Annotated in this window: 28 protein-coding genes; 19 read left to right on the forward strand and 9 right to left on the reverse strand. The window is 67.5% G+C overall.

Annotation, left to right across the window (positions count from 1 at the left end; translation table 11 throughout):
* Nucleotides 1-39: 39 nt before the first annotated feature.
* On the reverse strand, nt 40-660 hold the full coding sequence (locus Q7T09_RS15270) for a glutathione S-transferase family protein (protein ID WP_304700807.1): 621 nt from the start codon (nt 658-660) through the stop codon (nt 40-42).
* A 96-nt stretch (nt 661-756) separates the two neighbouring features.
* On the opposite strand from Q7T09_RS15270, the gene Q7T09_RS15275 reads away from it, so the two are divergent.
* Nucleotides 757-2,130, forward strand: coding sequence for an MFS transporter (locus tag Q7T09_RS15275; protein ID WP_304700808.1), 1,374 nt, complete (start codon nt 757-759; stop codon nt 2,128-2,130).
* 109 nt (nt 2,131-2,239) lie between these two features.
* On the opposite strand, the gene Q7T09_RS15280 is transcribed toward Q7T09_RS15275, so the two are convergent.
* Nucleotides 2,240-2,608, reverse strand: a complete 369-nt coding sequence (locus tag Q7T09_RS15280) for a type II toxin-antitoxin system HigA family antitoxin (RefSeq protein ID WP_304700809.1) — start codon at nt 2,606-2,608, stop codon at nt 2,240-2,242.
* A gap of 11 nt (nt 2,609-2,619) precedes the next feature.
* Complete coding sequence (locus Q7T09_RS15285) at nt 2,620-2,922, reverse strand: type II toxin-antitoxin system HigB family toxin (RefSeq protein ID WP_304700810.1); 303 nt, start codon at nt 2,920-2,922, stop codon at nt 2,620-2,622.
* A 188-nt stretch (nt 2,923-3,110) separates the two neighbouring features.
* On the opposite strand from Q7T09_RS15285, the gene Q7T09_RS15290 reads away from it, so the two are divergent.
* The 6 genes from Q7T09_RS15290 (at nt 3,111) to trxC (ending at nt 6,895) form a co-directional block, all read left to right on the forward strand.
* Entirely contained in the window at nt 3,111-3,470 is a 360-nt protein-coding gene (locus Q7T09_RS15290) for a hypothetical protein (protein WP_304700811.1), read from the forward strand.
* Between the two features lie 7 nt (nt 3,471-3,477).
* Entirely contained in the window at nt 3,478-4,086 is a 609-nt protein-coding gene (locus Q7T09_RS15295) for an SOS response-associated peptidase family protein (protein WP_304700812.1), read from the forward strand.
* Between the two features lie 63 nt (nt 4,087-4,149).
* Nucleotides 4,150-4,419 carry a DUF1778 domain-containing protein gene (locus tag Q7T09_RS15300; RefSeq protein ID WP_304700813.1) on the forward strand — a complete coding sequence of 90 codons (270 nt, stop codon included), beginning with the start codon at nt 4,150-4,152 and terminating at the stop codon, nt 4,417-4,419.
* Nucleotides 4,420-4,422: 3 nt separating this feature from the next.
* Nucleotides 4,423-4,941, forward strand: a complete 519-nt coding sequence (locus Q7T09_RS15305) for a GNAT family N-acetyltransferase (RefSeq protein WP_304700815.1) — start codon at nt 4,423-4,425, stop codon at nt 4,939-4,941.
* Between the two features lie 107 nt (nt 4,942-5,048).
* On the forward strand, nt 5,049-6,392 hold the full coding sequence (locus tag Q7T09_RS15310; RefSeq protein ID WP_304700816.1) for a hypothetical protein: 1,344 nt from the start codon (nt 5,049-5,051) through the stop codon (nt 6,390-6,392).
* A gap of 71 nt (nt 6,393-6,463) precedes the next feature.
* Nucleotides 6,464-6,895, forward strand: a complete 432-nt coding sequence (trxC, locus tag Q7T09_RS15315; RefSeq protein WP_304700817.1) for a thioredoxin TrxC — start codon at nt 6,464-6,466, stop codon at nt 6,893-6,895.
* A gap of 60 nt (nt 6,896-6,955) precedes the next feature.
* Here the strand turns inward: trxC and Q7T09_RS15320 are convergent, their stop codons facing one another.
* Complete coding sequence (locus Q7T09_RS15320) at nt 6,956-7,336, reverse strand: cytochrome c (protein WP_304700819.1); 381 nt, start codon at nt 7,334-7,336, stop codon at nt 6,956-6,958.
* A 212-nt stretch (nt 7,337-7,548) separates the two neighbouring features.
* On the opposite strand from Q7T09_RS15320, the gene Q7T09_RS15325 reads away from it, so the two are divergent.
* Nucleotides 7,549-7,797: a GlsB/YeaQ/YmgE family stress response membrane protein gene (locus tag Q7T09_RS15325; protein ID WP_304700820.1), complete on the forward strand. Its 249-nt coding sequence runs from the start codon at nt 7,549-7,551 to the stop codon at nt 7,795-7,797.
* A 198-nt stretch (nt 7,798-7,995) separates the two neighbouring features.
* Nucleotides 7,996-8,277: a hypothetical protein gene (locus Q7T09_RS15330; RefSeq protein ID WP_304700821.1), complete on the forward strand. Its 282-nt coding sequence runs from the start codon at nt 7,996-7,998 to the stop codon at nt 8,275-8,277.
* A gap of 63 nt (nt 8,278-8,340) precedes the next feature.
* Here the strand turns inward: Q7T09_RS15330 and Q7T09_RS15335 are convergent, their stop codons facing one another.
* Nucleotides 8,341-8,490, reverse strand: coding sequence for a hypothetical protein (locus Q7T09_RS15335; protein ID WP_304700822.1), 150 nt, complete (start codon nt 8,488-8,490; stop codon nt 8,341-8,343).
* Nucleotides 8,487-8,639 carry a hypothetical protein gene (locus Q7T09_RS15340; protein ID WP_304700823.1) on the reverse strand — a complete coding sequence of 51 codons (153 nt, stop codon included), beginning with the start codon at nt 8,637-8,639 and terminating at the stop codon, nt 8,487-8,489. The genes Q7T09_RS15335 and Q7T09_RS15340 overlap by 4 nt, the downstream gene beginning before the upstream one ends.
* A gap of 11 nt (nt 8,640-8,650) precedes the next feature.
* Between Q7T09_RS15340 and Q7T09_RS15345 the strand changes: the two genes are divergently transcribed.
* Nucleotides 8,651-9,514, forward strand: coding sequence for a DUF3800 domain-containing protein (locus Q7T09_RS15345; RefSeq protein WP_304700824.1), 864 nt, complete (start codon nt 8,651-8,653; stop codon nt 9,512-9,514).
* Nucleotides 9,515-9,680: 166 nt separating this feature from the next.
* Here Q7T09_RS15345 and Q7T09_RS15350 read toward each other — a convergent pair whose 3' ends face one another.
* A complete protein-coding gene (locus Q7T09_RS15350; protein WP_304700826.1) occupies nt 9,681-10,625 on the reverse strand; it encodes an IS1595 family transposase in 945 nt (314 codons plus the stop codon).
* A 146-nt stretch (nt 10,626-10,771) separates the two neighbouring features.
* Nucleotides 10,772-11,386: a hypothetical protein gene (locus tag Q7T09_RS15355; protein ID WP_304700828.1), complete on the reverse strand. Its 615-nt coding sequence runs from the start codon at nt 11,384-11,386 to the stop codon at nt 10,772-10,774.
* Between the two features lie 154 nt (nt 11,387-11,540).
* Between Q7T09_RS15355 and Q7T09_RS15360 the strand changes: the two genes are divergently transcribed.
* From Q7T09_RS15360 to Q7T09_RS15395, 8 genes are all read left to right on the forward strand, one after another.
* Nucleotides 11,541-12,887, forward strand: coding sequence for an MFS transporter (locus Q7T09_RS15360; protein WP_304700829.1), 1,347 nt, complete (start codon nt 11,541-11,543; stop codon nt 12,885-12,887).
* A gap of 107 nt (nt 12,888-12,994) precedes the next feature.
* Nucleotides 12,995-15,415 carry a hypothetical protein gene (locus Q7T09_RS15365; protein WP_304700830.1) on the forward strand — a complete coding sequence of 807 codons (2,421 nt, stop codon included), beginning with the start codon at nt 12,995-12,997 and terminating at the stop codon, nt 15,413-15,415.
* A 58-nt stretch (nt 15,416-15,473) separates the two neighbouring features.
* Nucleotides 15,474-16,376, forward strand: coding sequence for a DsbA family protein (locus Q7T09_RS15370; protein ID WP_304700832.1), 903 nt, complete (start codon nt 15,474-15,476; stop codon nt 16,374-16,376).
* Nucleotides 16,377-16,441: 65 nt separating this feature from the next.
* Nucleotides 16,442-17,179, forward strand: a complete 738-nt coding sequence (locus Q7T09_RS15375; protein WP_304700834.1) for an SDR family NAD(P)-dependent oxidoreductase — start codon at nt 16,442-16,444, stop codon at nt 17,177-17,179.
* Between the two features lie 237 nt (nt 17,180-17,416).
* Nucleotides 17,417-18,184, forward strand: coding sequence for an SDR family NAD(P)-dependent oxidoreductase (locus Q7T09_RS15380; protein ID WP_304700835.1), 768 nt, complete (start codon nt 17,417-17,419; stop codon nt 18,182-18,184).
* Between the two features lie 304 nt (nt 18,185-18,488).
* Entirely contained in the window at nt 18,489-18,776 is a 288-nt protein-coding gene (locus Q7T09_RS15385; RefSeq protein ID WP_304700837.1) for a hypothetical protein, read from the forward strand.
* A gap of 111 nt (nt 18,777-18,887) precedes the next feature.
* Nucleotides 18,888-19,415 carry a hemerythrin domain-containing protein gene (locus tag Q7T09_RS15390; RefSeq protein ID WP_304700839.1) on the forward strand — a complete coding sequence of 176 codons (528 nt, stop codon included), beginning with the start codon at nt 18,888-18,890 and terminating at the stop codon, nt 19,413-19,415.
* A 251-nt stretch (nt 19,416-19,666) separates the two neighbouring features.
* Nucleotides 19,667-20,371: a Crp/Fnr family transcriptional regulator gene (locus Q7T09_RS15395; protein ID WP_304700841.1), complete on the forward strand. Its 705-nt coding sequence runs from the start codon at nt 19,667-19,669 to the stop codon at nt 20,369-20,371.
* A gap of 152 nt (nt 20,372-20,523) precedes the next feature.
* On the opposite strand, the gene Q7T09_RS15400 is transcribed toward Q7T09_RS15395, so the two are convergent.
* The gene (locus Q7T09_RS15400) at nt 20,524-20,724 is read right to left on the reverse strand and encodes a hypothetical protein (RefSeq protein ID WP_304700842.1); all 201 of its coding nucleotides are present in this window, start codon (nt 20,722-20,724) and stop codon (nt 20,524-20,526) included.
* A gap of 180 nt (nt 20,725-20,904) precedes the next feature.
* Between Q7T09_RS15400 and Q7T09_RS15405 the strand changes: the two genes are divergently transcribed.
* Nucleotides 20,905-22,416 carry an MFS transporter gene (locus Q7T09_RS15405; protein ID WP_304700844.1) on the forward strand — a complete coding sequence of 504 codons (1,512 nt, stop codon included), beginning with the start codon at nt 20,905-20,907 and terminating at the stop codon, nt 22,414-22,416.
* Nucleotides 22,417-22,468 lie beyond the last annotated feature (52 nt).

A 22,468-nucleotide genomic window follows, 5' to 3' on the forward strand; every position in this document is an offset into this window, starting at 1 on the left:
CGAACCACACAAACCAGCGTCATCCCCGGTGGACCATTCTTAGGTTTCGGCCTTGGCCGCGGCCTCCCAGGCCAGGACCTCCGGCGTCGCCAGCAGGCGCTCGACGTAGGCGCCCGCCGCGCCGTCGACCTTGATCCCATAGGTGCGGAAGCGGGTCGCCACCGGCGCGTAGAAGGCGTCGGCGATGGACCAGTCCCCCAGCAGGAAGGGGCCGCCGAACTTCCCCAGTAGGTCGTCGAACAGTTCGGTGACCCGGGCGACGTTCCGGGTAGCGGCCTCGGAGAGCGCCACCGCGCGGGGCGCGATCTCCAGGGCCATGGGGCATTCCTGGCGCAGGGCCTGGAAGCCCGAATGCATCTCCGCGGCCGCCGAGCGGCCCAGCGCCCGGGCGACCGGATCGGCAGGCCACAGCTTGGCGGCCGGCAGCTTCTCGGCCAGGTACTCGCAGATCGCCAGGGAATCCCAGACCAGCAGGTCGCCGTGCTTCAGGGCCGGGACCAGGCCCGATTTCGAGAGCGGCCGGATGGCCTCGTAGGTCTGGTTGTTCTCCTGCCGCAGATCGACCAGGGTTTCAGTGAAGGGCGTCCCCGAGCGCTTCAGCACAAGCCAGGGTCGCATCGACCAGCTCGACCACCGCTTCGTCCCGATCACCAGTTCCATGGGTCAATCTCCTTGATCACGCAGCCGCTATTGGCTTGAGCGCGAAGGCGCCGTCTAGTGTCCGCAACGATCAAAAAAATCCGAGGAAACCCCATCATGACCGAGGCATCCGCCCCGGCCCCCATCGGCGCCACGATTTCCGAGCCCACGGCTCCCGCCGTGCCCCTGGTCTCTGACGCCTATCGCCGCTACGCCCTGGTCATCCTGCTGGCGGTCTACACGCTCAACTTCCTCGACCGGCAGATCGTCACCATCCTGGCCGAGCCGATCAAGAACGACCTTGGCCTCGCCGACTGGCAGCTGGGCCTGATGACGGGTCTGGCCTTCGCCGTCTTCTACACCGTCCTCGGCCTGCCCATCGCCCGCCTGGCCGAGAGCTTCAACCGGGTCTGGATCATCGGCGGGTCGCTGGCCGTCTGGTCGGGCTTCACCGTGCTGTGCGGCCAGGCCACCAGCTTCGCCCAGCTGGTGGGCGCCCGCATCGGGGTCGGCATCGGCGAGGCGGGCTGCACGCCGACCGCCCACTCCCTGATCGCCGACTATGCGCCCAGGGAGAAACGCGCCTCGGCGCTCGCCTTCTTCTCCATCGGCACCCCGCTGGGGGGCCTGCTGGGCCTGGCCATGGGCGGGCTGATCGCCGACGCCTACGGCTGGCGCACCGCCTTCCTGCTGGCCGGCGTGCCGGGCCTGATCTTCACCGTGGTGGTCTTCCTCACCATGAAGGAGCCGCGCAAGGCCATGAGCGCCGCGGCCGCCGCGGCCCACGCGCCGGGCAAGGGCCACTTCGCCGCCACCCTGAAATACCTGCGCGGCAAGCCGGTCTTCTGGTTCATCGCCTTCGGCGCCGCCGTGAAGGCCTTCATCGGCTACGGCCACGCCCCCTTCACCGCCTCCTTCTTCCTGCGCAACCACGCCGAGGAGGTGGCCCAGATGGCCGACAGGTTCGGCCTGGGTTCGGTGGGCTTCCTGGGTCTGGCCCTGGGCCTGATGGGCGGCACGGCGGGGATCATCTCGTCCTGGGCCGGCGGGGCCATCGCCGACTGGGCGGCCAAGCGCGACATCCGCGCCTATATGAGCGTCCCGGCCGTCGCCTCGCTGATCTCGCCCTTCATCTACGCCACCGCCATCCTGCTGCCCTCGGCCTTCTGGGCCCTGTGGCTGCTGATCCTGCCCGGCCTGCTGGGCTCGCTCTGGTACGGGCCGGTCTATTCCAGCGCCCAGAGCCTGGTGCCGCCCCAGATGCGCGCCACCTCGGCCTCGATCCTGATCTTCATCATCAACCTGGTGGGCCTGGGCCTGGGGCCGCTGTTCGTCGGCATCCTCTCCGACGTCCTGGCCAACGGGCCGCTGGCCCTGGGCTCGGCGGAGGGCGTCCGCTGGGCGCTTATCCTCTCGGCCTTCCTGGGCTTCATCGCCACCGGCCTGTTCTGGCTGGCCCGGCGCACCATCCGCGAAGAGATCGTTTCCTGAAGCGGATCGCCTACCTGACCTGCGCCGACTGCCTGACGACGGCGGAGAGGCGCAACGACTGAGCGGCATGCAGGCTCAACCCGCCGGCTGCCGCTGAGCCCCGTCCAGCCTATGCCGCGGTTAGCCGATACTCCGGGATCAGGAGTTCGGCCGGAATCCCCCAGGCGCGATTGAGGGCGCGGATCATTTGCAGCGTTAAGGGGCGCTTGCGTTGAACGATCTCGGTGGCTCGGGATTGACCGACCACCGCCGCAAGGTCTGCGCGGGTTCGACCGTTCATCTTCATTTCCGCGAGGATCACGGCGATAGGATCGAGTCCAACCGCTGGCTTGATCAGGCTGGCCTCATAGATATCGACAAGGACACCCCAATCGACAAGGCGTTGTTGGTCGTCCGGGTCTTCCGCGTCCCACAGCCGTTGGATTTCGTCCAAGGCGGCTCGGTGTTCGACGGCGTTATGGATAAGCCTCGGTTCCATGCTCGCTTTCCCTAAAACATATCCACTGTCAGCGCATCGATCCGGTCGTACTGGGCATGTGTCCCGATGAACTTCACCCAGACGATCTGCGCCTTGAACTGGACCGCACAAATCATCCTGTAGTCGCCCCCAGCCACCTCGAAGCGGACCCGCTCTCCGTTCAAGACCTTGGCTTTGGACCAACGCGCCTGCACATCACCCATCGACTTCCAGTCCGCCTTCCTGGCGACGGCGAGCCAAAGACGAAGCGGCGCCTCGGCGTCGGGGTGCGCTTCCCAGAAGTCCTGGAGCGAGCTCTGAGCGACAATCCTCACGCTACAAACATGACATTTCCCGAGACGGGAAACAAGTGAATTTTCCCGCGACGGGAAATCTAGGCATGGAGGCCACCGAGCCCCACCTCTTCCCGCAGTTCGGCGAGGGTCTTGGCGAGCGCATGGCCCAAGCCTGCGCCAGGCTGATGGGATAGACTGGCGATCGGTTCACGATTCCGGAGCGTCCCATGCTGAAAGCCGCCCTCGCCGCCCTGCTGATGACGGTGCTCGTCGCCTGCGCCCCGCCCCCCGCCCCGGCCCCATCGACGCAAGCCTCCACGCCGGACGTCGCGGCCTGCGCCGCCAGGGGCGGAACCGTCCGCCCGGTCTGCCGCATGCAGAGGCCCGCCTGCGTCATCGCCTATGCCGACGCCGGCAAGACCTGCTCCGACAAGTCCGACTGCCAGGGCCGCTGCCTCTATCGTGGCGAGACCCCCGCCGATCCGGCCGCCGCCGTGACCGGCCAGTGCCAGGCCAATTCCGATCCCTGCGGCTGCTTCACCACCGTGGTGAAGGGCCATCTCGGCCCGGGCATGTGCGTGGACTGACGGGCCCGTGTGCAACGAGTACGCCCGCAAGAAGTCCCTCGACGAGTTGCTGGCCGAGTTCGCGCAGGTCTATGGCGACAGCCCGCTGTTCGCCTGGGAGAACGACCACACCCCCAACGACCTGTCGGGCAAGGCCAGCGTCAGGATCCGCGACACCGCCCCGATCTTCCGGCTCTCGGAGAACCGGCTGGTGGGCTCCATGACGCCCTGGGCCTGGCCCGGTCCCGGCGGCAAGCCGGTGTTCAACTTCGTCTCGGAGAACCGCGACTTTTCCCGCAACGACCGCGTCCTGGTCTTCGCCGACGCCTTCTATGAGTACACGGCCCCGGAGGCGCCCAGGGTGAAGCTCAAGGACCGCCATGAGTTCAGGCTGGCCGGCCACGACTGGTTCTGGATGGCCGGGATCGTCAAGGACGGCTGCTTTGCCCTGCTGACCACCCGGCCGGGCCCCGACCTCGCCCCCTATCACGACCGCGGGATCATCCCGCTCGCCCCCAAGGCGGGCCTGGACTGGCTGACCTTGGCCCGGCCCCAGGCGGAGATCCTCGCGCCCCTGCCCGCCGGCAGCCTGACCCACACCCTGCTGCGCAAGGACGGCGCAGACCTGACGGCTTGATCTGATGCGCCTTGTTCGGCACGGCGTTTTGCCGTACATTGCAGACCCTGAAGGGATGCCGCCATGACCGCCGCGCGCGAGCTGAAGAAAGAACGGATCGAGCTGCGCGTCGCGGCGTCGGCCAAGGAACTCATCCAGCGCGCCATGGCGGTCAGCGGCCTGACAGCGGGCGATCTGGCCTATGAGGGCGCCCGCCGGGTGCTGGACGAGCATGAGCGGATGGTGCTGACCGGCGCCGATCGCGAGGCCTTCCTAGAGGCGGTGACGAACCCGCCCGAACCCACCGATCGGCTCGTCGCCGCGCTGCGTCGGCGCCGTGACCAGTTGGGCTGAGCCTTGGGCCTCACGATCCAGCCCCTCGCCAGGACACATGATCGTCGCGCCTTCAGCTGCGGCCAGGACGATCTCGACGCCTGGTTTCGGCGTCAGGCGGGGCAGGACACGCGCCGCGATGTCGCTCGCGTCTTCGTCGCCGTGGATGACGACCTGGGGATCGTCGGCTTCTACAGCCTCGGCGCCTTCAGCCTCGCCATCACAGACTTGCCGCCGGCCCTGGCCGACAAGCTGCCGCGCTATGACGCCATTCCCGCGGCGCTGATCGGCCGTCTGGCCCGCGACGCGCGTGTCCGCGGTCAGGGTATGGGGGACCTGCTCCTGGCCGACGCCATCGGGCGCGTCCTGGAGGCGGGGACCCGCCTGGGCATATTCGCCATCCTGGTGGACGCCAAGGACGCCCGCGCGGCGGCCTTCTACCAGACCTTCGGCTTCCAACCCTTCCCGTCCCGCCTCGACCGAATGTTCCTGCTCACCGCCACGGCGCGGGCGGCGATGGAGCGACTCCAGACGCCGCCTTGACCTGGCGCATGGCGCGCCCGGGTTGTTCAGGCGATCCTTCCGCCCTTCCCGTCTCCGATTCCGTCCCCCATATGACCGACAGCCCCGCAGACCCGAACGGCCGACCCATGAGCGAAGATTCCAGGACGAGCTGTTCGCAGGGCGACGGGCCCCTGCAGGACCGCCTCAACCGCGACTGCTTCTGCATCGATGTGGACGAGGCCAGCGTCTGGCGCGCGGTGGACGAGGCGGCGGCCGGGGTGATCTCCGGCCAGGCCCTGGCCCAGGACCGCCCCAACCTCTTCTCCACCGGCCCGGCCTTCCTGTCCCAGGCGCAGGTGAGCGAGATGGAGGCGGTGGTCGCCGCCATCGAGTCCGTCGCGGAGGTTCCGGCCTTCCAGGACGCGGTCCTGGCCTGGGCGCCGCAGGCCGCCCGCATCGCCACCGGCCCGCGCGGCGCCTTCATGGGTTACGACTTCCACCTGACGCCGGCCGGCCCCAAGCTGATCGAGGTCAACACCAACGCCGGCGGCGGCTTCCTCAACGCCCTCCTGGCCCAGGCCTTGGCCGCCTGCTGTCCCGAGGTCGCCGCGGTGACCGCGCCCCGGCCCCTGGCCGATTTCGAGGATGCGGTCTGGGCGATGTTCGAGGCCGAGTGGCGCCTGCAGGGCCGGACGGGCAAGCCCGCCCTGGTGGCCATCGTCGACGAGGCCCCGGAGGGCCAGTACCTCTATCCCGAGTTCCTGCTGGCCCAGGCCTTCTTCGAGCGGCGCGGGATCGAGGCCCTGATCGTCGACCCCTCCGAGCTTCGGGTCTCCGAAGGCCGTCTCACCGCCGGCGGCCTGCCCATCGACCTGGTCTATAACCGCCACTGCGACTTCGGGCTGGAGACCCCGCAGACCGCCGCCCTGCGGGAGGCCTATCTCGCCGGCGCGGTGGTGGTGACCCCCAACCCGCGCAACCACGCCCTGCTGGCCGACAAGCGCAACCTCGCCCTGTTGTCGGATCCCGAGCAGCTGGCGCGCCTGGGCGTCGCGCCCGACCTGATCGCGGCCCTGGCGGGCCTGCCCCGCGCGCGCCTGGTGACCCCGGCCAACGCCGAGGCCCTCTGGAGCGAGCGAAAATCGCTGTTCTTCAAGCCGGCCGCCGGCCACGCCGGCAAGGCGGTCTATCGCGGCGACAAGATCACCCGCGGCGCCTGGGCCACGGTGACGGCGGGCGACTACATCGCCCAGGCCTTCGCCGCCCCCAGCGAACGGCGGGTGCGCATCGAAGGCGACCCGCAGGTGCGCAAGATGGACGTGCGGCTCTACACCTATGGCGGCAAGACCCTGCTGGCGGCCGCCCGGCTCTACAGCGGCCAGACCACCAATTTCCGCACGCCTGGCGGCGGCTTCGCCCCTGTCGTGGTGGTGGCTCCGGAGGCGGAGGCCTGGGTCGCCGAGGACGGCCGGCTCTGCGCGCCCCCTTGACCTGGCGCATGGCGCGCCAGCCCACGGCGCCTATCTATGGCTCCCCGCGTTAGCCGCCCGAGGAGACCGCCATGTCCGTCCAGATCGTCTGCGTCCACTGCGACGCCGTGAACCGCCTGCCCCCCGAGCGCGACGCCAAGGCGGGCAAGTGTGGCAAGTGCCACCAGCCCCTGTTCGACGGCCAGCCGGCCAATCTCACCGGCGCCCGCTTCAAGAAGCACGTGGCCGGCAGCAGCATCCCGGTCATCGCCGACTTCTGGGCCGACTGGTGCGGCCCCTGCCACGCCATGGCGCCCACCTTCGCCAAGGCCTGCGCCGAGCTGGAGCCCAGGGCCCGGTTCGTGAAGATCGACGTCGACGCCAATCCCCAGCTCTCGGCGGAATACGGGGTGCGCGGCATCCCGGCCCTGTTCCTGTTCCAGGGCGGCAAGATCGCCGCCAACCATGCCGGCGTGGCCGATCTCGGCCTACTGCGCCGCTGGGTCGATCAGGTCAGGGTCTAGATTCAAAAGATTAGAGCGCGTCGGGCGGCGGAACCGGTATCCACTTCCGCCTGACGCGCTCTAGTTCTTGGTGGGGGTCCCGGGATCGCCCTCGGCGCCCTGCCGGGTCTGGATGCGGGTTAGGTAGTCGGAGATGGCGTTCACGTCCTCGGGCGAGAACTTGAACTCCGGCATCTGCGGGTGCCCCACCATGATGCCCTCGGCCAGGGCCTCCCCCAGGCTGTCGATCGGATAGCGCTTGTGCAGGTCGCGGAACAGCGGCGCGGCGGGATTGGGGCTGAGATCGGTGGTCCCCGTGGCGTGGCACTGGCCGCAGTTCTTCAGGACCAGCTCATGGCCTCGGTCGGCGGACTCGTCGGTGGCCGCGTCCTGGGCCAGGGCGTGGCCGGCCAGGCCGAGCGCGGCGGCCATCACAAGGCAGGTCAGGACGTTACGCGGCATTGAGGTCTCCAGGCCAAGGGCGCGAGTATCCCCGAACCCGACCCCGATGTCTTGATCCACCTCAAGCCTGTTGGGCGCGCGCCCCCGGACGGACCTCTTGCTGGTCCTGTCGCGGCGACCGGCGCCCGGCCCGAAGGCCTTCGCGCCGGGCGACTGAACCTCGGCCGCACCCCGGCGTTCCCCTCCCCGTCAGGAAACAGGGAGCTAAGACCATGAACGGCGTAGGCATTCTCGGGGCGATCATCATCGGCATTCTGGCCGGGTGGATCGCCGAACAATTTATGGGCCGCAAGCATGGCCTGCTCACCAACATGATCGTCGGCCTGGTGGGGGCCCTGCTGGGGAGCTTCATCGCCGGCGCCATGGGCATCAGCTTCGGCGGCGTCGTCGGCAGCCTGGTGATCGCCACCCTCGGCGCGGTGCTGCTGCTCTTCCTGCTCAGCGCCGTCCGCGGCCGCTGAGATCTGGGGGCGCCTGCCTCAGCCGATCAGGAATAGCGACCAAGTCAGGACCCTAGAGCATTTTCCGATAAGTGTGAAACGGCTATCGGATCGAAAAATGCTCTAACTTTTTGAATTAGAGCCCTTTTTATGGCGATTATATACTTTGCAAACTCGCTGGGAATCGAGGTAACGCTGCTCTCTGAAAAGGGGACGTAAATGATCGAACCGAGCCAAGTTAAGCTGGCGGCGAACCTGATGGTGACCCAGCAGATGATCGCCCGGCTGTTTGCGTCCCAATATTTCGAGAAGGGTCTTAAACTCTCGGACTTCGACGCTGTGATACGCCCCAGCTACCTCGGACAAGCGTCAGTCCAAAGCTTCGAAGGAATGACCCCAGAGTTCGGTGATCTGCTGGCTGCGGAGTTCGAAGACGCTTTGTCCGACCAGCTAGCATTGCAGAGAAGTCTGCTGGAACGTTTGCTGACGCAAGGCGGATAAGGGGGTCGTTCATGTTCATGGTATTATAGTACCACGGTATTCAGATACCGCAACCTGTCGCACCTAGAAGTGCGGGTCGCTCGGAGGCGGCGGTGAACGCTTTGACGCGTAGTCCAGCAGGTTCCGAATCTCCGTCAGGAGATCGGTTATCCGTTTGAGCATCAGATAGCCGCCGACGACCGCGACGATCAGAACGACCGTTTCGGCGCTCACTTGTCTTGCTCGGCTTCTGGCGCGGAAGGCACCTTCGTCGCGATCTTCTTCAAGGTTTCCTCGAAGTGCGTGGGGTCTTCGTCGGCCTCTAGCTGGCGAGCGAGGTCGCGGAATTTGTCGGATTGACTCTTTTCGGGCGCGTCAGTCATTTGAAACTCCCATGAGCGACAAACACTACATAATCTATGCGGACGAATCCGAAAAGAAGGGTCGATTTTACTCGAATTTCTTTGGCGGGGTGCTTCTGGCGGCTGAGGAGCAACAGCGGATTAGTCGAGAGCTAGAAGCCAAAAAGGCCGAGCTTGGCCTTATTCACGAAGTGAAATGGCAATTCGTCGACCAGACGTCCGTCGACCGGTACATCGAGTTCATAAAGTACTATTTTACATATGTCTCGACGTCGCGGCTAAAGGTACGAATAATGTTCACGCAAAACTTGCGTGTTCCGACAAACTTAGAGCAACGCCATTTCGACGATCAATACTTTTTACTCTACTATCAGTTTATCAAGCACGCTTTTGGTCTAAAGTATTCCGATCACAACCCCTATCAGGCTGTAATTGTTCGGGTGCTCCCTGACAAAATACCCGACAGCATAGAGCGCGTTGAGCGCTTCAAGGACTACCTATGCCGCATTCCTAATTCCGGGTTGATGCGCAGGGACAACATCTACATCCCGCGCGACTTCATCTCTGATGTCGATTCAGAGAAGCACGTAATTATTCAGGGGCTAGACCTGATCCTCGGCTCAATGTCCTCCAGACTGAACGAGAAGCTGAAAGATATACCGAAGGGCAAGCGTCGACGAGGCAAAAGGACGGTCGCAAAGGAGCGGCTGTATAAGGAGATCAATGCGGAAATCCGGAAAATCTATCCCAACTTCAATGTTGGGGTCGGCACCGCCTGTCACTACGGTCCGTCAGATCGCTGGACGCATCCCTATCGACACTGGCTCTTTATGCCGACGAAACACGTTGTGGATCGGCGGTTAGGAAAAAAGGCGGCCCCAGGGCGTCCTACATAAGAGTCCGACGCAAGCGTTGGGCTTCGGTCGCCCCGGGGACACTTGACAACTTAGTCAATCGGCGCCTGTTCCGCTAGCTTTCTTTTGATCCACGGATGCGGTAGGGTAGCGATTCGTTCCTCATTTGGTCCGCCAGCGCTGATTCTTCCGCCTTCGTCTAGGCTGCTTATTTTTGGAGCCGACTGTTAGCTCCCCCTCGATAGCTCAGGCGCTTGCCGACGACGCCTTGCAGCGCCGTCATGGCCCGTTGCGTGTCATCCACGCCCAGCGCCGCACGGTTGGAATACCGGAAGTCGAACTCGGCGAGGTAGCGATGCAGGTGTTGCTCGCCGCAGTGCTGATAGACGCCCTTCATGCCGCGCTTGAAGATGCTGAACGAGCCTTCGACGGTGTTGGTGTGGATGACGGGGGTGGAGTACCGGACGTACTCGCCCTTGCTGTGGTTGGTGGACTCGTGGGCGGCGAAGGTCTTGCCGACGCGAACGTAGTGGTCGGCCTGATCGGTCATCAGGTGCGCCTCGTGGGCGACGTTGGCGCTCACCAGGGCGGCGATGGTGGCGGGCTTCATGTCATCCAGAACCATCGAACGCTTGGCGCCGGTGTTGCGCTCTAGGAGGCTCAGAACCTTCATCTTGTGGCCGATGCCCTGCTTAGGGGTCGCGCCCTTGCGGATGCCGATGAAGGTTTCATCCACCTCGACCACGCCGCCGTCAGAACCGAACGGGGCAAGCTCACCCGAGCGCATGGCCTCGCGGATACGATGGCTCAGGAACCACGCCGTCTTGTAGGTCACTTCAAGGGTGCGGTGCAGCTGGTGGGAGGAAACGCCCTTCTTGCTGGCGGTCATCAGGAAGATCGCTTGCAGCCACTTCGTCAGGGGCAGTTTGGACTCCTCGAAGATCGTGCCCATGCGAACCGTGAACTGGCTCTTGCACTGGCCGCACTTCTTGAGGCCGTAGCGGACGCGCTTCTCAGGGTTCGGCTTGATGGCCGTGATGCGCTCGAAACCGCCGCACTTGGGGCACACCGGACCTTGCGGCCAGATGGTCGCTTCCACCAGGTCGAAGGCGGCTTGTTCATCGTGGAAGTAGGGGCGGGCGAGAACGGACATGAGCTTGATTCCTTGTAGGAATCTTGTAGCTCAGATCATCGGGTTTGCAAAGTATATAATCGCCCTTTTTATCCGAGCTGATTGAAGCAATCAGATCGGAAAGGGCTCTGGAGCCCCGTTTCGATTCATTCGAGACGGGAACAACTCTACGGCTGGGGCACGGGCTTCATCCCGCTGGTCTGGATATGCCACCTGCGCTGCTCGGCCGTGGAGCCGGGCACGTCGTTGACCCGCTTCAAGGTGATCGGGCCCTTCAGGTTGAACGGCTCGCCGGTCTTCAGCCGGCCGTAGGCGATGGCGGGGACCTCGACATAGGACGACCCCGCCGCCCCCTCCATCTGGCCCGGCGCGCCGACATTGCCGTGGTACTGGGAATACTTGTCGAAGCTGGCGGCGAACTCGGCGGCGGTCATGCCGCTGGCCGCGCCGCCGGCCGCCCAGAGCGACCAGGCCTGCGCGTACTTCTTCTCCCCGATCAGGGCGAAATAGGTCTGCACCACGTCGGCCGCGCCCTGGGCGCTCTGCGGGGTGAAGGGCGCCTCGGAGATCGGCGTGCGGTCGTCGGGCAGGCCTGCCGGCGAGCCCGGGGCGGGCGCCTCCACCGGCGCGTTGGGATCCTCTGCAGGAACCGAGGCGGGCGCCGCGGGCAGGGTGGCGGGGAACTGGGCCGACGGGGTCGCCGGCGTGGCGGATTGCTGGTTGCACGCGGCCAGCGCGAGAGCGCAGGCGCTGGTGGCGAGCAGGGGGCGGGAAGCGGCCATGGCAATCCTTGTGTGGTCGGCAGCGTCAACGCGCGAGGCGGCGAAGGGGTGCGTCACTTCGAGGCGTCTGTCGACAGCCGGTCAAGGGCGGTGGCGCGGCGCCCACAACTGAGCCAATCTGACACCAACGATAAAAAATAAGGGAGAGAAGACCATGGTCGACGCCGTCACCCCGGCCGCGCCGGAGGCCGAGGCCCGCTCTCCCTTCGACGCCCGCTACCGGGCCTTCGCCCTCGCTGTGCTGCTGGGCGCCTACATCCTGTCCTTCCTCGACCGGCAGGTGGTGTCGATCCTGGCCGAGCCCATCAAGCGCGACCTGGGCCTGGCCGACTGGCAGCTCGGCATGCTGACGGGTCTGGCCTTCGCGATCTTCTACACGACCCTGGGCATCCCCATCGCCCGCCTGGCCGAGCGGTTCTCGCGGCCCTGGATCATCGCCGGCTCCATGGCGCTGTGGAGTCTGTTCACCCTGCTCAGCGGCCGGGCCCAGACCTTCCCGCAGATGCTGGTGGCCCGCATGGGGGTCGGGTTCGGCGAGGCCGGCTGCAACCCCTGCGCCCACTCCCTGATCGCCGACTATACGCCCAAGGAAAAGCGCGCCTCGGCGCTGGCCACCTATTCCCTGGGCATCCCCATCGGCACCCTGCTGGGCCTGGTGATGGGGGGGCTGATCGCCGACGCCTATGGCTGGCGCACCGCCTTCCTGGTGGCCGGGGCGCCGGGCCTGGTCCTGGCCCTGGTGGCCGGGGTCTTCCTGAAGGAGCCGCGCAAGTTCATGACCGGGGTGGCCGCCAGCCAGGCGCAGGCCGCCCCGCCGCTCGCCGCCGCCCTGCGGGAGCTGGCGACCAAGCCCACCTTCTGGCTGATGGCGGTGGGCGCCGGCATGATGGCCTTCGTCGGCTACGGCCAGGGCGCCTTCAACGCCGCCTTCTTCATGCGCCTGCACGGCGACCAGCTCACCGCCCTGGCCGCCCCCTACGGCCTGAAGTCCGCCGGCTATCTCGGCCTGGCGCTTGGCCTGATCGGCGGGATCGCCGGCATGATCGGCACCGTGCTGGGGGGCTGGTTCGCCGACATCGCCGCCCGCCGCGACGTCCGCGGCTACGCCGTGGTCCCGGCCCTGGCCGCGGTGCTGGCCCTGCCCTCCTACTACTTCATCTACACCGTCGACGCCCCGATGACCGCGCTCTGGCTCACCATCATCCCCAGCGTCCTGGGCTCCCTCTGGTACGGCCCGGTCTTCGCCACCGCCCAGAGCGTGGTGCCCGCCCACACCCGGGCCACCGCCGCGGCCCTGCTGCTGCTGGTGCTCAACCTCATCGGCCTGGGGCTCGGGCCGCTGTTCGTGGGCGCGCTCAGCGACGGCCTGGCGACCCTGGGCGGGCTCGGCGAATCCGAGGGCCTGCGCTGGTCTCTGATCCTCACCTCGCTGTTCGGCCTGCTGGGCGCGGCCATCTTCTGGATGGCCCGCAAGACCATGGTGCGCGACCTGGTGAGCTGAGGCCCAAGGGCCGCATTGCGCCGCGTCGGCGCCGCCCATAGCCTTGATCTGCAAAGATTCGCCCGCCAGTTGATCAACGCTTAAGCGTGATCGGCTAGGATCGCCCCATGCCGATCTCTTACCTCTCGGCCGCGCAGATCTCCGCCCTGTCGGTGACCACGCTCGCGCCGCTGTCGACCACCAAGATGGCCCAGCTCACCTCGACCCAGGTGGGCGCCATCAGCGCGACCGGCATCGAGGCCCTGGGCGTCACCCAGGTGGCGGCCCTGTCGGCGACCCAGGTCAAGGGCCTGAAGGCCACCCAGATCGCCCACTTCGCCGCCTCGGTGGTGTTCGACACCGCCCAGCTCGTGGCCATGAGCGCCTCCCAGGTGGGCGGCTTCAGCACCACCCAGCTCGCGGCCCTGGACACCAGGATCGCCGCCCTGGCCGGAACCCAGCTGGCCGGGCTGTCGGCCACCGGCCTGTCGACCCTGTCGGCCACCCAGATCAGCGCGCTCAACGCCACCCAGATCAAGGGACTCACCACCACCCAGATCAAGGGGCTCAGCACCGCCGACATCGACGAGTTCGACCAGACCCAGCTCGGCGCCTTCACCGCCACCCAGCTCGGCGTCTTTTCCACCACCCACCTGGCCCAGCTGGACGCCACCGAGGTGGCCTCCCTCTCCACCACCCAGGTCAAGGGGCTCAACCCGCTGCAGCTGCGGGACATCGACGCCACCACCATCGGCCGGTTCACGGCGACCCAGATCGGCGCCCTGTCGGCCACCCAGATCGGCGCGGTCACCGCCACCAACCTCGCGGCCCTCAGCGGCGGGGCCATCTCGGCCCTGTCGGCCACCCAGGTCGCCGGCCTCTCGGTCACGGCGCTCGGCGCCCTGGACACCACCCAGGTCTCCTCGCTCACCACCACCCAGGTGGCGGGCCTGACCACCACCCAGGTCAAGAGCCTGGCGGCCGACGACTTCGACAAGTTCACCTCGGGCCAGATCGCCGCCTTCAGCGCCGCCCAGTTGGCCTCGCTCTCGGCGACCAATCTCGCCTCCCTGGACCAGACCGAGATCCAGAGCCTGACCACCACCCAGTCGGCCGGCTTCACCGCCACCCAGATGGGCGGGCTGTCGGCCACCGACTTCGCCGAGTTCAGCGGCGTCCAGGTCGCCGCCCTCACCCCGGCCCAACTCGGCGGCCTGTCGGTCACCAACCTGACCTCGCTGTCGGCCACCCAGTTCGCGGCGCTCACCCCCACCCTGGTGAAGGGGCTCAGCGCCACCCAGCTCGGCGGCCTGTCCACCACCGACTTCGCCCGGTTCAGCACCACCCAGATCGTCAGCCTGACGGCGCCCCAGATCGGGTCGCTTTCGGCCACCAATGTCGCCGGCCTCAACGCCACGGTGATCCAGCAACTCAGCACCACCCAGCTCCAGGGCCTCACCGCCTTCCAGGTGCGCAGCCTCGGCGCGGGCGACGTGCAGGAGTTCACCGCCACCCAGATCGCGGCCCTGACCCCGGCCCAGTTCGGCTCCTTCTCCGCCACCGCCCTGCCGGCCCTGTTCGACACCCAGTTCGCGGCGCTCAGCAGCGCCCAGATCGGCGCGATGTCGGCCACCGGCCTGGCGGCCCTCAACGACACCCAGCTCGGCTGGCTCTCGGCGACCCAGCTCAAGGGGGTCAGCGCCACGGCGCTCGGCGGCCTGTCGGCCACCGACTTCGGCCGCTTCAGCGAGACCCAGATCGACAGCCTGACGGGCGCCCAGCTCGGCGGCCTGTCGGCGACCAACCTCGGCTCGCTCACCCAGACCCAGGTGGCCGACCTCACCACCACCCAGGTCCAGGGCCTGACGGCGACCCAGCTCTCGGGGCTCTCGGCCACCGACATCGGCGAGTTCAACTTCGTGCAGTTGCGGGCCATGTCGGCGGGGCAGATCAACGCCTTCTCCACCGAGGCCGTGGCGTCCCTGACATCGCTGCAGGTCTCGGCCCTGTCCTCCAGCCAGATGAGCGGCCTGTCGGCCACCAACCTCTCGGCCCTGACCTCGACCCAGGTCGCGGGCCTGACCACCACCCAGGTCCAGGGCATCAGCATCAACAATGTGCGCAGCCTCGGCGCCACGGACTTCGCCGAACTGACGGCCACCCAGCTGACCTCGCTCACCGCCGGCCAGGTGGGGGCGCTCTCCACCACCAACCTGTTCGGGCTCTCCAGCACCGCGTTCGGATCCCTGGGCGCAACCCAGATCGCCGGCCTCAGCGCCAGCCAGCTGACGGCCATCGCGCCCACCCAGTTCGACGCCTTCACCACCACCCAGATCGCGGCCCTGCCCGCCGCCCAGATCGGCGCCCTGTCCACCACGGTGATCGCGGCGCTGGCCACCACCCAGGTGACGGCCTTCACCCCGACCCAGATCCCGCGGCTGAGCGTCACCCAGGTGCGCCAGCTCTCGGCCACCAATGTCGCGGCCATGACCCCGGCCCAGGTGAACGCCTTCACGGCGATCCAAATCCAGAATCTGCCCCCGGCCTGAATGTGCTAGACCTTGGCCATGGCCCCGAAAGAGGGCCGGCTAAGGGAAGGACCACGCCATGAGCGGCCGCATCGAGGCGATCGAATACACCGACGCCGTCTGCTCCACCGCCTGGGGCGCCGAGCCGTTGCTGCGCCGGCTGGACTGGCGCCACGGCCACCATCTCACCTGGCGCAAGGTCATGGGCGGCCTGGTGGGAAATGCGGCCGCCGGCAAGGACGCCTGGGACCGGGTCGGCGCCGCGGTTCCCATGCGGGCCTACTGGAAGCGGGTCTGGGCGCTCACCGGCATGCCCTATCCCAACCCCATGCACCTGATGCTGCAGTCCACCGATCCCCTGGGCCAGGCGGTCAAGGCCGCCGAGCTGCAGGGCCAGGAGGTCGCCCACGCCGTGCTGCGCCGCTTCCGCGAGCAGATCTTCATCTTCGGCCTGGGCCCCCAGACCCCCGACGAGTTCGACGCCGCCACCCAGGGCGTCCGCGGCCTCGACCACCGCCGCTGGCGGGCCGACCAGGCCTCCGAAGCCGTCGCCGCCGCCTACCGCGCCGACTGGGAGGAGACCCGCGCCCCCAACGACCATGTGCGCAATCTCAAGCACGACAGCCCGATGAACGGCGAGCTCAAGCACTCCGAGGGTCACGACCGCTACGCCCTGCCCACCGTCATCTTCCGTGGCCCCAATGGCGATCACACCGTCGCCGGCTGGGTCGGCTACGAGGAATATGTCGCCGGCCTCGAGGCCGCCCTGCCCGGCGCCGCCGCCGATCCGCGCCCCGACCCCACCCCGGAACAGGCCTTCGACCGCTGGCCGGTGCTGACCGCCAAGGAGCTAGCCTTCCTGTGCGGCGAGCCTGCCCAGCCCCCCGCCGACGTCGTCCCCTACGACTGGGGCGACGGCCTGGTCTATTTCGCCCCCGCCGAGGCCCGCGCCCGGGGTCTGGCGGAGTCCGCCCCGGCCTAGCTTTCCCGTTGCGTGACGCCGCGACAGTCGCCGCCAGATGACCGCGCAACACCGGGAGCACCTCCATGTCCGACCTCGACTTCAGCGGCCAGAACGTCCTGGTGGTGGGCGGCTCCAGCGGCATCGGCAACGGCGTCGCCCACGGCTTCCGGCAGCGCGGCGCGCAGGTCCACGTCTGGGGCACGCGGGCGAGCGCCGGCGACTATGACGGGGTGGAGGGCTCCGACCTCACCGGCCTGACCTATGCCTGTGTCGACGTCGCCGACCGCGCCGCCATCGCCGCCGCCGCGCGCAAGCCCGAGCGCCTGGACGTCCTGGTCCTGTGCCAGGGCACGGTGGTCTACAGGCGCGGGGAGTTCGCCCCGGAAGGCTGGGACCGGGTGATGGCGGTCAATCTCGACAGCCTGATGGACTGTTCCATGGCCTTCCACGACCGGTTGGCCGCCGCCAAGGGCTCCATCATCATCGTCAGCTCGGTCTCAGGCTTCCAGTCCAACCGGGGCAACCCGGCCTACGCCGCCTCCAAGGCCGGCGCCGTCAGCCTCACCAAGACCCTGGGGGAGGCCTGGGCCCGCGACGGCATCCGGGTCAACGGCCTGGCGCCGGGCCTGGTGGCCACCAAGCTCACCGCCGTCACCACGCAGCATCCCGACCGCCTGGCCGGCGCCCTGCGCGCCATCCCCGCCGGCCGCATGGGCACGCCGGCCGACATGGCCGGCGCGGCCCTCTTCCTGGCCTCGCCGCTCGCGGCCTACGTCCACGGCCAGACCCTGATCGTCGACGGCGGCCTGTCCCTCTCATGACGGAGCGTATCGCACGAGCGCCGAGGCCACAGATGCTCCCCCTCTGGGGGAGCTGGCGCGAAGCGCCTGAGGGGGACTTTGACTCCTTCAGCGACGGGGCGGACCGCACAAGAAGCGCATTTCAGTCCCCCTCACCCGGCCTGTCGGCCGGGAGCTCCCCCAAGGGGGGAGCATCTGTCGATCACCGACTGATCGTCGTCTCGCCCTGATAGCCCTGCCCTCATCACGGAGATCCCCATGTCCCTCAGCCGCTCGGTCCAAGGCTCCGTCGTCCTCGTCACCGGGGCGGGAAGCGGCATGGGCGCGGCCACCGCCCGGGTGTTCGCCGCGCAAGGCGCCCATGTCGCCGTCACCGACCGCGACGCCGCGGCCGCCGCCACCGTGGCGGAGTCCATCGTCGCGCAGGGCGGTTCGGCGCTCGCCTGGCCCCTGGATGTCGCCGACCCCGTCGAGATCCTGGCCGTGGTCGGCGACCTCGCCGCCCGCTTCGGCGGTCTCGACATCGTGGTCAACAACGCCGGGATCTCCGGTTTCTCGGCTATCGACGACGACGGCTACGAGGCGGTCTGGGACCGCTGCGTCACCGTCCTGCTCACCGCCCACCAGCGGGTGATCCGCGCCGCCCTGCCGCACCTTCGCAAGTCGGCGGCCCCGCGCATCGTCAACATCGCCTCCACCGAGGCCCTGGGCGCCACCGCCCGCGACAGCGCCTACGCCGCGGCCAAGGCGGGCGTCACCGGCCTCACCCGGGCGCTAGCCGTCGAGCTCGGCCGCGAGGGGATCACGGTCAACTGCATCTGCCCGGGCCCCATCCTCACCGGCATGACCGACGCCATCCCCGACGAGGCCCGCCAGACCTACGCCCGGCGACGCACGGCGCTCGGCCGCTACGGCGCGCCGGAGGAAGTCGCCCACATGACCTTGAGCCTCTGCCTGCCCGCCGCCAGCTACATCACCGGCGCGGTGATCCCCGTCGACGGCGGCCTGATGGCCCGCAACGCCTGAGGCGGCGATTCAAAGCTGCGTGACCAGGTCCGCCTTCCGACAGACAGCGACCTCATTTTGGGCGCTTGATGGCGCTAGAGCGTTTCCCGCCGGACTTGGATCAAGTCAGGCGATCAGGAAGAGCGACCAAGTCAGGAATCTAGAGCCCCGTTTCGATTCATTCGAAACGGGAACAGCTCTAGAGCACGTCAGGCGGAAGTGGATACCGGTTCCGCCGCCCGACGTGCTCTAAGATATTGAATATAGACCCTTCTTGCCGTTTCAGATGGGTTCATCTGAAACGGTCAGGGTCTAGGAAGAGGACATGCCCGTGCAACCGAACCCTGACACCGACCACCGCATCTCCGTCATGCCCGTCGAGGGCGGCTGGAGCGTGCTGTCGCCTCTAAACGACACGCCGTTGATGTTCCTGTCGGGCGCCAAGGCCGAGGCCAAGGCCAAGGCGCTGGCCGAACAGCTGGCCGCCGCCGGCCGCGATGCGCGGGTTCTGGTCCACGACCGCACCCAGGCCCTGGTGGGCACCTGGCGCTACTTCGCCGCCGAGACGCCGCTCGCCGAACTGCCGGTGCTGAGGCCCTCCGAGCCGGTTTGAGCGGCCCCGGATTTCGTCCCTTTCTGTCGGATATCCGTCGGAACCAGCCCCTGGAAAGCGTGTTTCCAAGGTCTGGGTGATCCTGCCCGGCAGTTCAGGACGAGGGACATCATGGCGACCGCCGCAAAAGCTCAAACCCCAAAGAAATCCGCCGGCCGTACGCGCCGCATCAACCGCCGCGACCCGCTGGCCATCAGCCTGCTGAAGAAGGACCACCGCGAGGTGGACGCCATGTTCGACGAATACGAACAGCTGGAGAAGGACGCCGAGAAGCTGGCGCTGTTCAACAAGATCGCCCTGGCCCTGAAGGTCCACACCCAGATCGAGGAGGAGATCTTCTACCCCGAGGAACGCGGCGACGTGGAAGACGACATGATGGACGAGGCCTATGTCGAGCACGACGGGGCCAAGAAGCTGATCGCCGAGATCGAGGCGATGAAGCCCTCCGACGACTATTACGACGCCAAGGTCAAGGTGCTGGGCGAGTACATCAAGCACCACGTCAAGGAAGAGGAACAGCCGGGTGGCATCTTCGCCCAGGCCAAGAAGGGCGACGAGGATCTCGACGCCATGGGTGAGCGCATGAAGGCCCGCAAGGACGAGCTGATGGCGCAGATGGCCCCGGCCAAGGCCAACTGACCCCTGGCGGCGCGGCTCCCGCAAGGAGTCGCGCCGCTCGCGTCCCTATGTCGGATATTGCTCATATTAGATACAATCTCCGACATATTATGTATTTGATTGTTCCATTTTGGCATATGTCGCCCCCTGAAAACCCATACGAGATAAATGGGGCCAGTGCCGTTGGGCGTTTACGCAGCGCATGCCGGCAGCTTCTGTGCCAGTGTTGAGTCGACCTCCGATCATTATTTGTCGTCCTGCCCGGATTCTCAGTGAATTTTAGAAACTACCTCCTGTCGGCCATGGACGACGGCGACATGGCCGCCATCGGGCCCGCCTTGACCGAGGTCGCCCTGCTGGCCGGCCAGGTGCTGCATCCGGCGGGCGAGATGATCGATATGGTCTACTTCCCCTCCAGCGCGGTGGTCTCGGTGGTCACCCCGACCCTCGACGGCCGCAGCGTCGAGAGCGCCACCGTCGGCTTCGAGAGCCTCGCGGGCCTCTCGGCCGCCCTCAGCGGCGAGCCCAGCGGCAGCCGGGTCTTCACCCAGGTGGGCGGCGGCGCCATCCGCCTGCCGGCCGCCAGGCTCCGCGACCGGGCCCTGGAGAGCCCGCCGCTCATGCAGTTGCTGCTGCGCCACATGGACGCCGGCATCTGCCAGGCCCAGCAGTCGGTGGCCTGCAACGCCCTGCACGACGCCGGGCCGCGGCTGGCGCGTTGGCTGCTCATGACCCAGGACCGGGTCGCCGGCCCCGTCATCCCGCTGACCCAGGAATATCTCGCCATCATGCTCGGCGTGCAGCGGACCACCGTGACCCTGGTGGCCAGCGCCCTCAAGCGCGCCGGCCTCATCAAGTACCGCCGCGGCGTGATCACCATCCTCGACCGCGACGGTCTCGAGCGCGAGTCCTGCGAATGCTACGGCGTCAGCAGTCAGCGGTTCGACAAGCTGCTGGCGCCGAACCACGCGCACTAACCGAGGCCGGCCGGCGGGGCGCCCGTCTCGCCCAGACTCTAGAGCGCGTTAGGGTTAAGTGGAAGCCGGTCAACCCGCCCAACGCGCTCTACTTCTTTGAATCTAGAGCCTTTTTAAACGGGTCAGGTGATTCCACCTGACCCTAAAAGGCTCTAGGCCGAGGCGTCCTGCGCCCGCACCTCGCGGCACACCAGCCGGTCATCCTGCCAGACCTGCACCTCCAGCGCGCTGCCGTGGTCGGCCAGGATGCGCAGGGCCTGGATCTGGGCGGCGGCGTCGTCGGGCAGGTCGGTGTCCTGGAACGTCAGGCCCAGGCCCCGCGCGACATATGGATAGAAGGTGTAGGCGGGCATGGGTCGGTCCGGGATCACGGCGACAGGGCGCCGCTGGGTCATCTAGAGCGCAACCTCAAGGTGGCGTCTGTCCGGCGCCCGACTCAACGGCCAGGATTGGCCGACCGTTCGCCTCTTCCCCTGGCCCCTCGGGTCCGCCTACAGTCGCCGCCAAGAAGAGTGCATGGGGGGAACGTGCGTATGGCTGGGACCACGGCGGTCGGCGGCAAGCCGGTCTATTCGGACAGTTACAAGGGCGTGGTGCTGGGCCTGCTGGTCACCGCCTACACGCTCAACTTCATCGACCGGACGATCATCGCCACCATCGGCCAGGCCATCAAGGACGACCTGAAGATCACCGACACCCAGCTCGGCCTGCTGGGCGGACTCTACTTCGCCCTGCTCTACACCCTGCTGGGCATCCCGATCGCCCGCCTGGCCGAGCGCTTCAACCGCGTCTCCATCATCTCCGCCGCCATCCTGATCTGGTCGGGCTTCACCGCGCTCTGCGGCACGGCCACCAGCTTCGCCCAGCTGGCGGCCTACCGCTTCGGGGTCGGGTTCGGGGAGGCGGGCCTCTCCCCGCCCGCCCACTCCCTGATCAGCGACTATTTCGAGCCCAAGAAGCGGGCCACGGCGCTCTCGATCTACTCCTTCGGCATCCCGCTCGGAACCATGGTCGGCGCGGTGGCCGGCGGCTGGCTGGCCCAGAACTTCTCCTGGCGCATCGCCTTCATGCTGGTGGGCGCGCCCGGCATCCTCATCGCCATCGTCATGAAACTGATGATCAAGGAGCCGCCGCGCGGCCACTCCGAGCCCGACCAGGCCCCGGCCTCCCCGGAAGACATCAGCGTCGACACCGCCCCGAAGTTTTCCTTCCTTGGCGAACTCAAGGAGCTGGCCAGCGTCGCCGGCACGCTGTTCGGCAAGTGGCCGGTCCTGCACATGGTGCTGGGCGTCACCATCGCCTCCTTCGGCTCCTATGGGTCAGGCCAGTTCGTGCCCCCCTACTTCACCCGCACCTTCGGCCTGGACTACGCCCAGGTCGGCCTGATCACCGGCATCGTCGGCGGCATTTCCTCAGGGATAGGCACCCTGCTGGGAGGCTTCATCACCGATCGCCTGAGCAAGCGCTCGCCGCGCTGGTACTCGCTGACGCCGGCCATCGGCCTGACCATCGCCACGCCGATCTATATCGCCGCCTACATGCAGCCCTCCTGGCAGACCGCGGCCCTGATCCTGCTGATCCCGGGGATCTTCCACTACACCTACCTGGGCCCCACCTTCGGGGTGGTGCAGAACATGGTGCCGACGCGCCGCCGGGCGACGGCCACGGCCCTGCTGTTCTTCTTCCTCAACCTGATCGCGCTCGGCGGCGGCCCGCCCTTCACCGGCTGGATCATCGACCAGTTCGCCCAGTTCAACTTCAACCACGACGGCGGCTCCGGCACGCTGGCGGCGCTCGGCGGCCTGCTGGGCGGCGAGGGCGGAGCAGTCAGCTTCGCCGCCGCCTGCCCGGGCGGCAAGGCGCCGGACGGGGCGAGCCTGGCCCTGGTCGGCCAGTGCAAGGCCAGCCTGGTGGAGGCGACGCGCTCGGGCGTCATCGTCTCCATCTGCTTCTACCTCTGGGCCGCCTTCCACTACCTGCTGGGCTCCATCGGCCTCACCAAGGCGCTCTCCAAGGCCCGCACCGACCGCGGCGAAGCGGCCTGAACTTTCCAATCGGCGTCAGCCTCGTTACTCAAGGCATGACTTGAGTAACGAG

Origin of the sequence: Phenylobacterium sp. (assembly GCF_030645195.1) — a bacterium.
In the GTDB taxonomy this organism is placed as follows: Bacteria; Pseudomonadota; Alphaproteobacteria; order Caulobacterales; family Caulobacteraceae; genus Phenylobacterium.